General features: G+C 52.6%; 14 protein-coding genes. 13 read left to right on the top strand and 1 reads right to left on the bottom strand.

Annotated features, from left to right (window positions below; genetic code table 11):
* Positions 1-103 precede the first annotated feature (103 nt).
* The 5 genes from C6I21_RS08610 (at position 104) to C6I21_RS08590 (ending at position 3,780) form a co-directional block, all read left to right on the top strand.
* Positions 104-577: an NUDIX hydrolase gene (locus C6I21_RS08610; RefSeq protein ID WP_105959052.1), complete on the top strand. Its 474-nt coding sequence runs from the start codon at positions 104-106 to the stop codon at positions 575-577.
* Between the two features lie 19 nt (positions 578-596).
* On the top strand, positions 597-1,484 hold the full coding sequence (gene rapZ / locus C6I21_RS08605; RefSeq protein WP_105959051.1) for an RNase adapter RapZ: 888 nt from the start codon (positions 597-599) through the stop codon (positions 1,482-1,484).
* Entirely contained in the window at positions 1,481-2,425 is a 945-nt protein-coding gene (locus C6I21_RS08600) for a gluconeogenesis factor YvcK family protein (RefSeq protein WP_105959050.1), read from the top strand. Before rapZ ends, C6I21_RS08600 begins: the two co-directional genes overlap by 4 nt.
* Positions 2,426-2,477: 52 nt before the next feature.
* Positions 2,478-3,419 carry a DNA-binding protein WhiA gene (gene whiA, locus C6I21_RS08595; protein ID WP_105959049.1) on the top strand — a complete coding sequence of 314 codons (942 nt, stop codon included), beginning with the start codon at positions 2,478-2,480 and terminating at the stop codon, positions 3,417-3,419.
* 103 nt (positions 3,420-3,522) lie between these two features.
* Entirely contained in the window at positions 3,523-3,780 is a 258-nt protein-coding gene (locus tag C6I21_RS08590; protein WP_105959048.1) for an HPr family phosphocarrier protein, read from the top strand.
* Between the two features lie 593 nt (positions 3,781-4,373).
* On the opposite strand, the gene clpP is transcribed toward C6I21_RS08590, so the two are convergent.
* Complete coding sequence (clpP, locus tag C6I21_RS08580) at positions 4,374-4,964, bottom strand: ATP-dependent Clp endopeptidase proteolytic subunit ClpP (RefSeq protein WP_105959046.1); 591 nt, start codon at positions 4,962-4,964, stop codon at positions 4,374-4,376.
* A 221-nt stretch (positions 4,965-5,185) separates the two neighbouring features.
* Between clpP and rpoN the strand changes: the two genes are divergently transcribed.
* From rpoN to eno, 8 genes are all read left to right on the top strand, one after another.
* A complete protein-coding gene (rpoN, locus tag C6I21_RS08575; RefSeq protein WP_105959045.1) occupies positions 5,186-6,454 on the top strand; it encodes an RNA polymerase factor sigma-54 in 1,269 nt (422 codons plus the stop codon).
* Positions 6,455-6,459: 5 nt separating this feature from the next.
* The gene (locus tag C6I21_RS08570; RefSeq protein ID WP_105959044.1) at positions 6,460-6,699 is read left to right on the top strand and encodes a glutaredoxin family protein; all 240 of its coding nucleotides are present in this window, start codon (positions 6,460-6,462) and stop codon (positions 6,697-6,699) included.
* 128 nt (positions 6,700-6,827) lie between these two features.
* Entirely contained in the window at positions 6,828-7,859 is a 1,032-nt protein-coding gene (locus C6I21_RS08565; protein ID WP_105959043.1) for a sugar-binding transcriptional regulator, read from the top strand.
* Between the two features lie 103 nt (positions 7,860-7,962).
* Entirely contained in the window at positions 7,963-8,970 is a 1,008-nt protein-coding gene (gene gap / locus C6I21_RS08560) for a type I glyceraldehyde-3-phosphate dehydrogenase (protein WP_105959042.1), read from the top strand.
* 182 nt (positions 8,971-9,152) lie between these two features.
* Positions 9,153-10,334: a phosphoglycerate kinase gene (locus tag C6I21_RS08555; RefSeq protein WP_105959041.1), complete on the top strand. Its 1,182-nt coding sequence runs from the start codon at positions 9,153-9,155 to the stop codon at positions 10,332-10,334.
* 26 nt (positions 10,335-10,360) lie between these two features.
* Entirely contained in the window at positions 10,361-11,119 is a 759-nt protein-coding gene (gene tpiA, locus C6I21_RS08550) for a triose-phosphate isomerase (RefSeq protein ID WP_105959040.1), read from the top strand.
* The gene (gene gpmI / locus C6I21_RS08545) at positions 11,112-12,650 is read left to right on the top strand and encodes a 2,3-bisphosphoglycerate-independent phosphoglycerate mutase (protein WP_105959039.1); all 1,539 of its coding nucleotides are present in this window, start codon (positions 11,112-11,114) and stop codon (positions 12,648-12,650) included. Before tpiA ends, gpmI begins: the two co-directional genes overlap by 8 nt.
* A 77-nt stretch (positions 12,651-12,727) precedes the next feature.
* The gene (eno, locus tag C6I21_RS08540) at positions 12,728-14,011 is read left to right on the top strand and encodes a phosphopyruvate hydratase (protein WP_105959038.1); all 1,284 of its coding nucleotides are present in this window, start codon (positions 12,728-12,730) and stop codon (positions 14,009-14,011) included.
* Positions 14,012-14,804: the final 793 nt, after the last annotated feature.

Here is a 14,804-nt window from a genome sequence, read left to right as displayed (position 1 = left end):
TTTTGTCCAGAATACGCCAGGAGATACACACAGCTTTTGTTCAGCGGTTCTGTGCCGGGCGCGGATGTAGTATACTGATAGAAACAGAGATGAGGTGAACGGCATGCAGCGGATTACCAATTGTATTATTCCGTATGATGGACGCATTCTGATGATTAAAAAGCCCCGCCGCGGCTGGTGGTACCCGCCGGGAGGCAAGATGGAGTCCGAGGAACTGGTGACAGAGGCAGTCGAGCGCGAAGTCTATGAAGAAACGGGACTGACGATCAAAGCACCGGAGCTCCGCGGCGTATTAACGCACCTTGTAACAGACGGTGATTCGTACACAGAGAAAAGGACAATGTTTTTATTTCATGCAGCGTCATTTACAGGAAATGCGAAACTGCAGTCGAAAGAGGGGGAGCTTTCCTGGATGAAGATAGAAGACCTCCCGGAGCTGGATATGGATGAAGCAGACCGGCTTGTTATTCAGACCATTCTGGAAGAGGACGGAATGATCTACGGAACGTTCACCTATGATACCTACAAAAAACTGCAGCATAAAAAAGTAGAACGGAACGGAAAGCGAATCCGCTGAACGGCAGGAGAGGATAGAGATGGAAAAACAGCAGGAAATTGAACTCGTCATTATTACAGGCATGTCCGGAGCAGGAAAGACGGTGGCAGTGCAGAGCTTTGAAGATATGGGCTATTTCTGTGTCGACAATCTGCCCCCGGCACTGATCCCGAAATTTATCGATCTGATTGATAATTCCGGCGGGAAAATGTCGAAAGCAGCGCTTGTTATTGATCTTCGCGGCCGGGAATTTTTCGACCAGCTGTTTGAAGCAATCAACAGCATTCAGGCGGAGGCGAAAGTGACGCCGAGGGTGCTGTTTCTGGATTCGCGTGATGAAGTGCTCGTCTCCAGGTATAAAGAGACACGGCGCTCCCACCCGCTGTCGGATACGAGCGCTCCGCTGACCGGTATTCACGCCGAGAGAGAGATGCTCGATCAACTGAAGGGCCAGGCGCAGCTGATTATTGATACATCCGATATGAAGCCGCTGGAGCTCCGCGAAAAAATTCTGGAGCATTTCTCCGGCACGCAGCAGGACTCGTTTCACGTCCACCTGCTGTCATTTGGCTTTAAGCACGGGCTGCCGATTGACGCGGATCTCGTATTTGACGTCCGTTTTCTGCCGAATCCGCACTACATTGATCATATGCGTCCGCAGACAGGGCTGGATAAGGAGGTTTCCGACTACGTATTGAAGTGGGAGGAAACGCAGAAGTTTGTCGAAAAGATTGATGATCTGCTTCAGTATATGCTGCCGCACTATAAGCGCGAGGGAAAGAGCCAGCTGATTATCGCGATCGGCTGCACGGGAGGGAAACACCGCTCGGTGACACTTGCGGAATACTTCCATAAACGTCTCCAGGAGCTGGACTACTATACCTCCGTCACGCACCGTGATGTAGAAAAGGGCCGCAGAGAACGATGAAACGGGCAAACATTACCGTCCTTGGCGGAGGCACCGGACTCTCTGTTCTGCTCAGGGGGCTGAAGCAGTTTCCCGTAGACATCTCCGCCATCGTCACCGTAGCGGATGACGGCGGCAGTTCCGGCCGTCTGAGAGAAGAGCTGCAGATCCCTCCTCCCGGGGATGTGCGGAACGTTCTCGTCGCTTTATCTGAAGTTGAACCGCTCGTCGAAGAACTGTTTCAGCACCGGTTTACGAATGGCAGCGGGCTGCACGGGCATTCGCTCGGCAATCTTCTGCTCGCCGGCATGAGCAGCATTACCGGCGATTTCGCCCAGGGGGTGCAGGAGATCAGCCGGGTGCTGAACGTGAAGGGGAAAGTAATCCCGGCCTCCAACAGCCACTTGACGCTCGTAGCCGAAATGGAAGACGGGCGGGTGATCCGGGGCGAATCGAAAATTCCGGAAGCAGGCGGAAAGATCCACCGCGTGCACCTGGAGCCCGAGCATCCGCGCGCGATGGGGGAAGCGCTTCAATCCATAGAACAGGCCGATCTGATTGTACTCGGGCCGGGAAGCTTATATACTAGCATTATCCCGAACCTGCTCGTGCCCGGAATGAAAGAAGCGCTGTTTGCTTCCAATGCGCCGAAGCTGTATATATGCAATGTGATGACCCAGCCGGGAGAAACTGACGGCTATTCGGTCGGTGACCACATTCAGGCGATACATGATCATCTCGGAGCACCGGTAGTGGATCACGTACTGTTGAACACGCAGGAAATTCCAGAAGGATTTGCGGAAAAGTATGAAGAAGAAGGGGCCTATTACGTGGAAGTGGACGAAGAGCGGCTGGAGAAAATGGGTATTCATGTGATTGCGGAGGATCTGCTTACGATCACGGAAAATTTACTCCGCCATGATGCCATGAAGGTATCCAGACGACTCGTATCGCTGCTTTAGAGAGAGAACCATGTTTCAGGCTGTGGAAATAAGGTAAAAGGGGGGAATATTCATGTCTTTTGCTTCCGAAACGAAAAAAGAACTGACGCAGCTGGAGCCGGATGACTGCTGTGCCAGAGCAGAACTCGCTGCACTTGTGCGCATGAACGGAGCGGTCTCCCTCCGGAACCTTTCTATGGCACTGGACGTACAGACAGAGAACGCATCGATTGCCCGGCGGATCTACACGCTGCTGAAGCGGCAGTTCGACCTTCATGTGGAGCTGCTCGTCCGGAAAAAGATGCGTCTGAAAAAGAACAATGTGTATATCGTCCGGCTGTCCAGAGGAGCCAGAGACGTACTGGAATCTTTGAAGATTGTTGACGAAAACTTCGGTTTCACGAGAGAAATTGATGAAGAGCTGATCCAGGATACCTGCTGCCGCCGCGCGTATCTCCGCGGAGCGTTTCTGGCAGGCGGGTCGGTCAACCATCCGGATACGACATCGTATCATCTTGAAATTTTTTCGCTCTACGAAGAGCATACACGCTCGCTCGTTAAGCTTCTCGACACATTCTTCATTCCGTCGAAAATGATCGAGCGGAAAAAAGGATTTATCCTCTATCTGAAAGAAGGAGAGAGGATCAGCGATTTCTTAAATGTCATCGGCGCCCACCAGGCACTGCTGAAATTTGAAGATACGCGGATCATGAAAGATATGCGGAATTCGGTGAACCGGCTCGTCAACTGCGAGACGGCCAACTTGAATAAAACCGTCGGCGCTGCGATGCGTCAGGTGGAAAACATCCGTTTTATCCGCGATGAAGTCGGGCTGGAGGCACTGCCGGAGAAGCTGCAGGAAATTGCAGCACTCCGCGTCGAGCATCAGGACATTACACTGAAAGAACTCGGTGAAATGCTGCAGAGCGGGCCGGTATCCAAATCCGGAGTGAATCACCGGCTTCGCAAAATTGATGAATTTGCGGCAAAACTCCGGGAGCATTCCCGGGTATAATAGAATCAGTCGGTGGATAAATGCCACCGGCTTCTATTCCTGCTTATTTTGTAAGCGTTTTGATCGTCCAGTACCAGTACATTCTAATAGGAGGAGATTATTCATGATAGAAAAAAACGTAACAGTAAAACGACGTTCAGGATTACAGGCAAGGCCTGCTGCATTGTTTGTGCAGGAAGCAAACAAGTTTCAGTCCGATATTTTTATTGAGAAGGACGGAAAGAACGTCAACGCAAAAAGCATTATGGGCATTATGAGCATCGCTGTCGGAGCAGATAAGGAAATCACGATTAAAGCAGACGGTAATGACGAAAGTGAAGCGATGGATGCGCTGACGGCGTTTGTCTCCAAGGAAGAGTAGCCGCAGAAACTGCAGCTGCGGGTGTGCAGGGGGAGCGTACCCGCTGGAACGTTTCTACGGCCGGTTATGTGAGGAAGTGAACAGACTCCGTGGTGGGTACGATAAGAGCGCCCGCGTGACGGCTGTGCCGTCGAAAGGCAGCTACATAATTCTATACACAAGAAGGCCGCCGGTGTTTGAACCGCTGCGGCCTCTTTGTGCAAGTACAAGAAAGAGAAATAATTGGTATTTTTGCAGTTCGTGCCACGAACGATGAATTTCGTGCCACGAACGATGAATTTCGTGCCGCGGAGCGGAGGTATCGTGCCAAAAACGGAGCCGGCCGTGCCAAAAGTAAAATTTCGTGCCAAACACCTTGCGCCGCGTGCCAAAAGGCAGCTGGTTCGTGCCGGAGCTGAACGGTTTCGTGCCACGACCCTCAAAACCGCTGAACCACCGCCGGCCGTCACCCCGCGGCCGGCCCTCCACATGCTCCGGAGCGGGCAGAGGGCTGCGGAAGCAGCAGTCTCAAATTTTGCAGCGTTCAGATTTAATAGAAAAAGAACGGGCGCTCCAAAAAGCTGGAGCGCCCGTTCGTAGTGAATCGTATAACGTTATACGGACTGGTTCTTTTCCATGATTTCATCAATCAGACCGTAATCTTTCGCAGCAGCCGCGCTCATGAAGTGGTCGCGGTCGGTGTCACGGCGGACGGTTTCGATGTCCTGGCCGGTGCGCTCTGCGAGAATCTGGTTGAGCTTCTCACGCATTTCCACGATACGCTTCGCGTGGATTTCGATATCGGATGCCTGACCCTGAGTGCCGCCGAGCGGCTGGTGGATCATGACTTCACTATTCGGCAGCGCATAGCGCTTGCCCTTTTCTCCGGCTGCGAGGAGGAATGCTCCCATGGAGGCAGCCATACCGATGCAGATCGTCTGCACATTCGGCTTGATGAACTGCATCGTATCATAGATCGCCATGCCGGCTGTGATCGAGCCGCCCGGGCTGTTGATGTAAAGCGAAATATCTTTGTCGGGATCGTCCGCTGTCAGGAAGAGCAGCTGGGAAACGATCGAGTTTGCGACATTATCGTCAATGCCGGAACCGAGCATAATAATGCGGTCTTTCAGAAGGCGGGAATAAATATCGTAGGCGCGTTCCCCGCGGTTCGTCTGTTCAATAACTGTAGGTACCAGATTCATGAATGTTTCCTCCTTTTATTTCCTGGAATCATGCGGTTTACCGCATCGTATGTACATCATACCTCTAAAGGTCAGGGAAGGTCAAATCATAAACCTGCCTGAGCAGTCAGAAGCACACACATGTATTATCCCTCATAACCGTTTCCAGGTAAACTCAAACCCACGGAACGATATGGTAAAATTAATGAGAGAAGAATGATGTACGGAAAGGAGCGGCCGGAATGGAACTTGGGATGCAGCTCGTTCAGCAGCAGGCATTGAAATTAGCGATGACGCAGGAAATGCGTCAGGCGATCACACTGCTTCAGCTGACGGCGCCGGAATTAAAAGAGTATCTCCAGCAGCAGGAGCTGGAAAACCCAATGATGGAATTGAAAGAAAAATCATCTCCCCGTACCGGAAGCGGCAGCCGCGAAGCGGAGTTTCTGGATTTTCAGGCAGCTCCGGAAGCCACGCTGCAGGAAGAGCTTGCCTCACAGCTCCGGATGATGTCTCTGGAAGCATCATTACTCCGCCAGTGCCTTTTGGTCGTGGAAATGGTGGACGATAATGGCTACCTGACTCCCGGTACGCCTCCGGATTGGGAGGAGGAAAAGTGGGAGAGCGCCGTCGCCGGTGTGCAGCAGCTGGAGCCCGCAGGTGTCGGCGCACGCTCACTGAGAGAATGTCTTCAGCTGCAGCTGGAGCGTCATTTTCCGGAAGAGGCGGGCGCCCGCCTGATCGCGTCGGATTACCTGGAGGCGCTCGCGGAAGCCGCTACGCCGGAGGAACTGGCAGAAAGGAGCGGGTTGTCTGTCTCCGCAAGTGCACGGGCAGCCGGTATAATTCAACAGCTTCAGCCAAAGCCCGGGGCAGCATACGGCAGTTCGCGGGCGGAATATATTCTGCCTGAAGTGTATATAGAACCATCTGAGAATGGGTGGGACGTGTTTTTAAATGACACGGCACTGCCGGAGATGTACGTAAGCCGTGAATATCAGCTGATCGAGCAGGAGGCCGATGGAGACGCGAAGGCGTATCTAAAGCGGAAGCGGGAACAGTTTGAGTGGATAAAAAGCTGTGTCCAGAGGCGTCAGGAAACGCTTCTTCAGGTAACGAAAGAGCTTGTCCGCAGGCAGGAGCGGATGCTTTCAGAAGGAGCGGATCAAGCGGTTCCGCTCACATTGAAAATGGTGGCTGAAGCGCTTCACATTCATGAATCGACGGTTTCGCGCGCGACCGTAAAAAAATACGCGCAGACGCCGAAAGGTATTCTGGAATTGAAGTCCTTTTTTCACAGCGGGTTGAAAAGCGGGCATACCGTTCATTCAGTGAAAAAGCGGATCATCGAAGAAATTGAAGCAGAGAACCGGGGGAAGCCGCTCTCCGACGACAAGATGGCGTCCCGGCTTCATGCGGAGGGTATAGCGGTTTCCAGGCGGACGGTGGCAAAATACCGGACAGAAGCAGGAATTCCGTCGTCATCGGCGCGGAAGAAACAAAGGAGGTAACAGAGATGCACATTTATTTTTACACGAAGCCGGACTGTACGCTCTGCGACGAAGGGCAGTCGAGGGCAGAAATGGCAGTGGAAGAAACGGGTGCTTCGATGACGGTGCGCTCCATTGAAGACCGGGAGGAGTGGCTGGAACGCTATCACCTCAGCGTTCCGGTCGTCACCGATACAGAGGGGAATGTTCTTCAGGAAGGGATGGTTTTTTATGGAGAGCTGCTGGCGCAGCTGAAAGAAAGATAGTTGCGCCGGCAGAAAGAAATTGCTACAATAAGCAGTGAATGAACTGTCTCTTTTTTTGGAGACAGTGGGACGGTTTTTGTCTACTGGGGACGCAGTACGTCCCACGTAACGAATAAAGGAGAATGAGCATGAATATGCTTCTGGATCTGCAGAAAAAACTGCTGCCGGATCTGGTGGATACGCTCGGTCTGCGCTACCGCATTCTCCGGTTTATCCGCTTGATGGAACCAATCGGCAGACGCACGCTGGCTACGAATCTGGATATGTCCGAGCGCACGCTGCGCGGAGAAGTGACGTTTTTAAAGACGCAGGGTCTTGTCACCTTCCAGTCCACCGGCATGGCGCTGACGGAGGAAGGGCACACCCTGTTAAATCAGCTTGAAACCGTCATGAAAGAAGTGTTCGATACCCAGTCCATGGAAGAAGAGCTTCAGGTGCATCTCGGAATAGAGGAAGTGCATATCGTTCCGGGAGACAGCGACGTGCATGGATGGGTGAAAAAAGAGCTTGGACGAACGGCTGTCGGTGTTGTGAAGCAGCGGCTGCAGCCATCCGGAAACATCATTGCCGTCACCGGCGGCACATCGATTGCGGCTGTAGCGGAAATGCTCGTGCCGGATTCGGATCTGAAAGAAGCGCTGTTTGTTCCGGCGCGCGGCGGTCTCGGCGAGCAGGTGGAAAACCAGGCGAACACCATCTGCGCGACGATGGCAAGAAAAGCAATGGGAAGCTACCGGCTTTTGCACGTACCGGACCAGCTCAGCAGAGAAGCGTACGATTCGCTGATCAATGAGCCTTCTGTGCAGTCTATTTTAAAGCTGATCCATTCGGCGACGATGGTCATCCACGGAATCGGGGATGCACAGACGATGGCAGAGCGCCGCAGCACTTCCCCCGAAGTACTGGAGAAACTCCGCCGGAAAAAAGCGATTGCAGAAGCATTCGGCTACTACTTCAATGCAGAAGGCGAAATCGTCCACAAAGTGCTGACGATCGGCCTGCAGCTGGAGGATCTGGAACATACAGATGCCATTCTCGCTGTCGCAGGCGGGGCTTCCAAAGCGGAAGCGGTGGAAGCGTACATGAAAAAAGCGCCGGCACAGGTGCTTGTCACCGATGAGGGAGCAGCAAAGCGCATGCTCCGGAGGAATGAGGTTTAAACTGCCTGTAAATCGTCAATACCAGATGGATACAGGCTGAGTTTGAGTTCAAGGGGGCTCCCTTTGAAATATATTTTGCTAACATTCTAAGGAGGAATTTATCATGGCAACAAAGATTGGTATTAACGGGTTTGGCCGTATCGGCCGCGTCGTTTTCCGTCAGGCGCTGAATAATCCAAACGTAGAGGTTGTTGCAGTAAACGACCTGACAGATGCAAACATGCTGGCACACCTGCTTCAGTATGACTCCGTACACGGAAAGCTCGGCGTAGACGTCTCTGTAAAGGGAGATAACCTCGTTGTCGATGGTAAAGAAATCATTGTTAAAGCCGAAAAGGACCCTTCCCAGCTGAAGTGGGACGAGCTCGGTGTAGAAATCGTCGTAGAATCCACTGGTATCTTCACAAAGCGTGACGGCGCTGCGAAGCACCTGGAAGCGGGCGCGAAGAAAGTTATCATCTCTGCTCCGGCTACAGATGAAGACGCAACGTTCGTTGTCGGTGTTAACGAAGATCAGTACGATCCAGCAAGCCACCACGTGGTTTCCAACGCGTCCTGCACAACGAACTGCCTGGCGCCGTTTGCGAAAGTACTGCACGACAAGTTCGGCCTGAAGCGCGGTATGATGACAACTGTTCACTCCTACACGAGCGACCAGCGCATCCAGGATGCTCCTCATAAAGACTACCGCCGTGCGCGTGCCGGTGCAGAGAGCATCATCCCGACATCCACTGGTGCTGCTAAGGCAGTAGCGCTTGTACTTCCTGAGCTGAAAGGCAAGCTCAACGGCGGTGCGATGCGTGTTCCTACGCCTAACGTTTCCCTTGTGGACCTCGTTGCAGAGCTTGACAAGAACGTAAGCGTGGATGAAGTAAATGCTGCACTGAAAGAAGCTGCAGAAGGTGAACTGAAAGGCGTTCTCGCCTACAGTGAAGAGCCGCTTGTATCCACAGACTACAACGGCAACACCAATGCTTCCACAATCGACTCCCTCTCCACAATGGTGATGGAAGACAACATGGTAAAAGTCATCTCCTGGTACGACAATGAGACAGGCTACTCCAACCAGGTTGTGAAGCTTGCAGAGTATATCGCAGGAAAAGGACTGTAAGACAAAACACAGATCCATGCACAAACCATCCTGAACCACCCTTTAGGAGGCGGGCCCGTGTCCTGCCTCCTTTTTTTCTTGTGAATGATGCAGAAAAATACGGGAAATCCGCTGCGGCTCTGCCCGCGGGCGGGAAAACACGATATACTATACAGGTACCCTGATTCCAAGGAGGTTTTTTCATGAACAAGCAATCCATCCGTGACATCGATGTCCAGGGAAAGCGCGTGTTCTGCCGTGTTGACTTCAACGTACCGATGAAAGACGGCGAAGTAACCGACGACACACGTATCCGGGCAGCGCTGCCGACAATCCGCATGCTCATCGACAAAGGAGCAAAGGTCATTCTCGCAAGCCACCTCGGCCGTCCAAAAGGGGAAGTGGTGGAAGAACTCCGCCTCGACCCGGTAGCCAAGCGTCTGAGTGAACTTCTGAGTAAAGAAGTGAAGAAAACTGACGCAGTGTACGGCGATGAGCCGAAAGAAGCTGTAAACAGCCTCCAGGACGGGGAAGTTGTCCTGTTGGAAAACGTCCGTTTTGAAGCCGGCGAAGAGAAAAACGACGGCGGACTTGCCAAGCAGTTCGCAGAGCTTGCAGATGTGTATGTCAACGATGCATTCGGTGCTGCACACCGTGCGCATGCTTCAACAGAAGGCATCGCCCACCATCTTCCTGCTGTAGCCGGGCTTCTTATGGAAAAAGAACTCGACGTCCTCGGCAAAGCGCTGGCAGAACCGGAGCGTCCGTTTACAGCCATTGTCGGCGGAGCGAAGGTAAAAGACAAAATCGGTGTCATCGACAACCTGCTCGATAAAGTTGATAACCTGATTATCGGCGGCGGACTGGCGTACACATTCGTCAAAGCGCAGGGTCATGAAATTGGAAAGTCTCTTTTGGAAGAAGACAAGATCGATCTGGCGAAGCAGTTCATGCAGAAAGCCAAAGATAAAGGCGTCAACTTCTATATGCCGCAGGATGTCACCGTGGCAGATGATTTCGGCGACGACGCCAACAAGAAAATCGTCAATATCGATGAAATTCCAGCAGACTGGGAAGCGCTCGATATCGGACCAAAAACAATCGCCCATTATCAGGAGATCGTTAAAGACTCCAAGCTTATTATCTGGAACGGGCCAATGGGTGTTTTCGAACTGGAATCCTTTGCAAAAGGAACGCGCGGTGTCGGTGAGGCGCTCGCAGAGACAGAAGGATATTCTGTCATCGGCGGCGGAGACTCTGCGGCGGCCGTTGAAAAATTCGGTCTCGCGGATAAAATGGACCACATTTCCACCGGCGGCGGAGCTTCTCTGGAATTCATTGAAGGAAAAGAACTTCCCGGCGTAACGGCACTGAACGACAAATAATTCCTACTGGAAAGGACGATTTTTTCATGCGTAAACCGATTATTGCAGGTAACTGGAAAATGAATAAAACGAAAGCAGAAGCAGTTTCCTTTCTGCAGGATGTGAAAAACAGCGTTCCTGCAGCAGATAAAGTGGACAGCGTCGTCTGCTCCCCGGATCTGTTTCTCGATGCACTCGTTCAGGAGGCAGAAGGCACAGACGTTCATATCGCAGCCCAGAATATGCACTTTGAGGACAACGGTGCGTTCACCGGTGAAACCAGCCCGGCAGCACTGAAGGATCTCGGCGTCACATTCGTCGTTCTCGGTCACTCCGAGCGCCGCGATATGTTCGGCGAAACCGATGAGTCCGTCAACAAAAAAGTGAAAGCAGCACTGAACCACGGTCTGACTCCGATCGTCTGTGTCGGCGAAACACTCGATGAGCGCGAAAGCGACAAGACAAACGACGTTGTAACGAAGCAGGTAAACGGTGCACTGGAAGGCCTGACAGAAGATCAGGTAAAAGGCATTGTTGTGGCGTATGAACCTGTATGGGCTATCGGTACAGGAAAAACTGCGACGTCCGAGCAGGCGAATGACACGTGCAGCGTCATCCGCGCAGCACTTGCGAATACGTTCTCTGCGGAAACAGCAGATCAAGTCCGCATTCAGTACGGAGGCAGCGTAAAGCCTGCCAACATTCAGGAACTACTCGGCCAGTCCGACATTGACGGAGCGCTTGTCGGCGGAGCGAGCCTCGAAGCAGATTCCTTCCTGAAACTGGCGGAGGCCGGCGATGAGTAACAAGCCGACTGCGCTCATTATTCTGGATGGATTTGCGCTCCGGGAGGAAACAGAAGGAAACGCCGTTGCCCAGGCATCCAAACCGAATTTTGACCGCTATTGGAACAGCTATCCGCACGCAACACTCGATGCGTGCGGCCTGGCAGTCGGACTGCCGGAAGGGCAGATGGGCAATTCAGAAGTCGGTCACCTGAATATCGGTGCCGGCCGGGTCGTTTATCAGAGTCTGACACGTGTCAACCTGTCGATTGAAGACGGCTCGTTCTTTGAAAACGAAGAGTTTAAAGGTGCGATGGACCACGCGAAGAAGCAGGGCAAGGCACTTCATTTGTACGGCCTTGTTTCCGACGGCGGGATCCACAGCCATATTAATCATCTATTTGCGCTTCTGGAAATGGCGAAAAAAGAAGAAGTGCCAAACGTACTCGTTCATGCCTTCCTTGACGGACGGGACGTTGGACCAACCACGGCCCAGACGTACCTCGACCAGCTGGAGGAGAAAATGAAAGAGCTCGGCACCGGCCGTCTCGCAACGATTCAGGGCCGATATTATGCTATGGACCGGGATAAGCGCTGGGACCGCGTCGAGAAAAGCTACCGCTCGATGGTGTACGGCGAAGGCGACACGTTCTCTTCCACGAAAGAAGCGATCGATGCGGCTTACAGCAAAGAAGTGCATGACGAATTCGTCGAGCCGGTCGTGCTGACAGAAGACGACGGGACAACCCCGCGCGGCACTATTTCCGACGATGATGCCGTCATCTTCTTTAATTTCCGGCCGGACCGTGCCATCCAGATTTCAGAAGTGTTTACGAAGGATGATTTTCACGACTTTGAGCGCGGAGAGCGCCATCCGAAAAATGTTCACTACGTGTGCATGACGAAATTCAGCGACTCGGTTAACGGCAAAGTAGCCTTCAAGCCGGCGAGCATGAAAAACGTTCTCGGAGAAGTCGTTTCCAATGCCGGACTGAAGCAGCTCCGGATTGCGGAAACAGAAAAATATCCGCACGTGACGTTCTTCTTCAGCGGCGGACAGGAAGCGGAGTATCCCGGTGAAGAGCGGATCCTGATCGATTCGCCGAAAGTGGCAACGTATGACCTGAAACCGGAGATGAGCGCGTATGAAGTGACGGATGCCCTGCTGAAGGAAATTGAAGCAGACAAGCACGACATGATCATCCTGAACTTCGCCAATCCGGATATGGTCGGCCACTCCGGAAAAGTCCAGCCGACGATCGATGCGATCGAAGCTGTCGATGAATGCCTTGGAAAAATCGTCGATCTTATCGAAGAAAAAGGCGGGAAGTCGATTATTACAGCGGACCACGGCAACGCAGACGTTCTCATGCTGGAGGACGGCTCACCGATGACCGCCCACACGACGAATCCGGTGCCTGTCATTGTGACAGACAAAAGCGCGGACCTTCGTGAAGACGGCGTGCTCGGAGATCTTGCCCCGACGCTGCTGACGCTTCTTGGTGTGGATCAGCCGGAAGACATGACAGGAAAATCACTGATTAAAAAGTAACTGCAGGATATGGAAAACCGGTGGATGCAGCTGCCTGTTTTCCCGATCAATAATTAACTTAGGAGAGTGGATGCCATATGACAATTATTACAGATGTTTATGCACGCCAGGTGCTGGATTCCCGCGGGAACCCGACAGTAGAAGTAGAAGTTCACACAGAAAGCGGTGCATTCGGCCGCGCAATCGTACCAAGCGGTGCGTCTACAGGAGAATACGAAGCCGTAGAACTCCGTGACGGCGGCGAAAGCTGGATGGGGAAAGGCGTTAACAATGCAGTAGAAAACGTAAACGACGTGATCGCGCCGGAACTCGTCGGCTTTGATGCCCTCGACCAGCTCGGGATCGACCAGCTGATGATCGACCTTGACGGCACGCCGAACAAGGCGAAGCTCGGTGCCAACGCGATTCTCGGTGTATCGATGGCGACGGCGCACGCAGCGGCGGACGCACTCGGTGTACCGCTGTATGTATACCTCGGCGGGTTCAACGCGAAAACACTGCCGACGCCAATGATGAACATCCTGAACGGCGGCGAGCATGCGGATAACAACGTGGATATCCAGGAATTCATGATCATGCCGGTCGGAGCAGGCACGTTCTCGGAAGCACTGCAGATGGGTGCGGAAATTTTCCACAACCTGAAAAAAGTGCTGAGCTCCAAAGGCTACAACACAGCTGTCGGTGATGAAGGCGGATTTGCGCCGAACCTCGGTTCCAACGAAGAGGCGCTTGCAACGATCATCGAAGCGATCGAAAAAGCAGGATACAAGCCGGGTGACGAAATTCAGCTGGCGATGGACGTTGCTGCTTCTGAAATTTACGAAGACGGCAAGTATAACCTGAAGGGCGAAGGTGTTGTGAAAACAGCGGACGAAATGGTTGATTTCTACGCCGAGCTCTGCGATAAGTATCCAATCGTATCCATCGAAGACGGCCTGGATGAAAACGACTGGGAAGGCTTCAAAAAGCTGACGGACCGTCTCGGTGACCGCGTGCAGCTCGTCGGTGATGACCTGTTCGTTACGAACACAGAAAAGCTTTCCCGCGGTATCCAGGAAGGCATCGGCAACTCCATTCTGATCAAAGTGAACCAGATCGGTACGCTCTCTGAGACGTTTGAAGCGATCGAAATGGCCAAGCGTGCCGGCTACACGAACGTCATCTCCCACCGTTCCGGTGAGACGGAAGATGCGACGATCGCGGACATCGCCGTTGCGACGAACGCGGGTCAGATTAAAACAGGTGCTCCATCCCGTACCGACCGTGTGGCGAAGTACAACCAGCTTCTCCGCATCGAAGACGAGCTTCAGTTCGTCGGTCAGTATGCAGGAAAAACAGCATTCTACAACCTGAATAAGTAAGTTTTCCACAGCCGCTCTCCGTATAGGAGGGCGGTTTTTTACTGAGTAAGAATGTATAAAAACCAATGGCTCTTTTGCTTAGTCATGCCAAGGGCTGCAGCATTTCAATGTTCAGTTACATATACCGTTTGTTTCTGTTGATAGAGCTTCTCCGCTTTTCGGCAGAAGCTAGTCGTGGGTTTGTCTTCCATACGGGCGCTAGTTGCACGGCTGCAGAGCATGAGTGGAGCCGGCCTTTGGTTTAAGGCGCAGGGCAGCGAACTTCTGGCATGCGCCGCGGCCGCGCGGAGCCATGCTTCTTCAAGTAGAGAAGGAATCCCACCGGCGTCTCTGCCAAACGCTTCGAAGCGCAGTAAATAGAGGTGAAATACGAAGGATTCATAGCAGAAACAATGTTTATAAGGAAATGATGGTCTCTTCCAATTCGATTGAATGACAGTATTTTCTGCGAAGAAGGGACCGCTTCTAACAAGTGTTTTCTTTCTCCCTGCCGAAACCGGAGGCCGTCGACTCCGGGAGGATCCGAACGAGGCGAAAATCCATTCCTTCAGACGGAAGGAGGAAGGAATTAGTTGAGCCCGTTCCCTCCGGAACACCTACAGCTGCAGGTGCAGGCAGAAAGCCGTAATCTATTCAACAAACCCCACTTTTCTTTCATGGCGGTGTTTTTCGCTCCCGTTGCGGTCTTATATGCCGTCGTGGTGGTTTCAGCTGCTGTCATGGCGATCCTTACAGGTAGAAAACGGCCGGTCTATTCGAAAAACTGCGTTTATTCTTCAAGGTCAGGAGGAGT

The sequence above is a fragment of the Alkalicoccus urumqiensis genome, from assembly GCF_002993335.1.
In the GTDB taxonomy this organism is placed as follows: domain Bacteria; phylum Bacillota; class Bacilli; order Bacillales; family Salisediminibacteriaceae; genus Alkalicoccus; species Alkalicoccus urumqiensis.
Note: the sequence above shows the minus strand (reverse complement) of the source record. Positions and strands in the feature narration are given on the sequence as shown.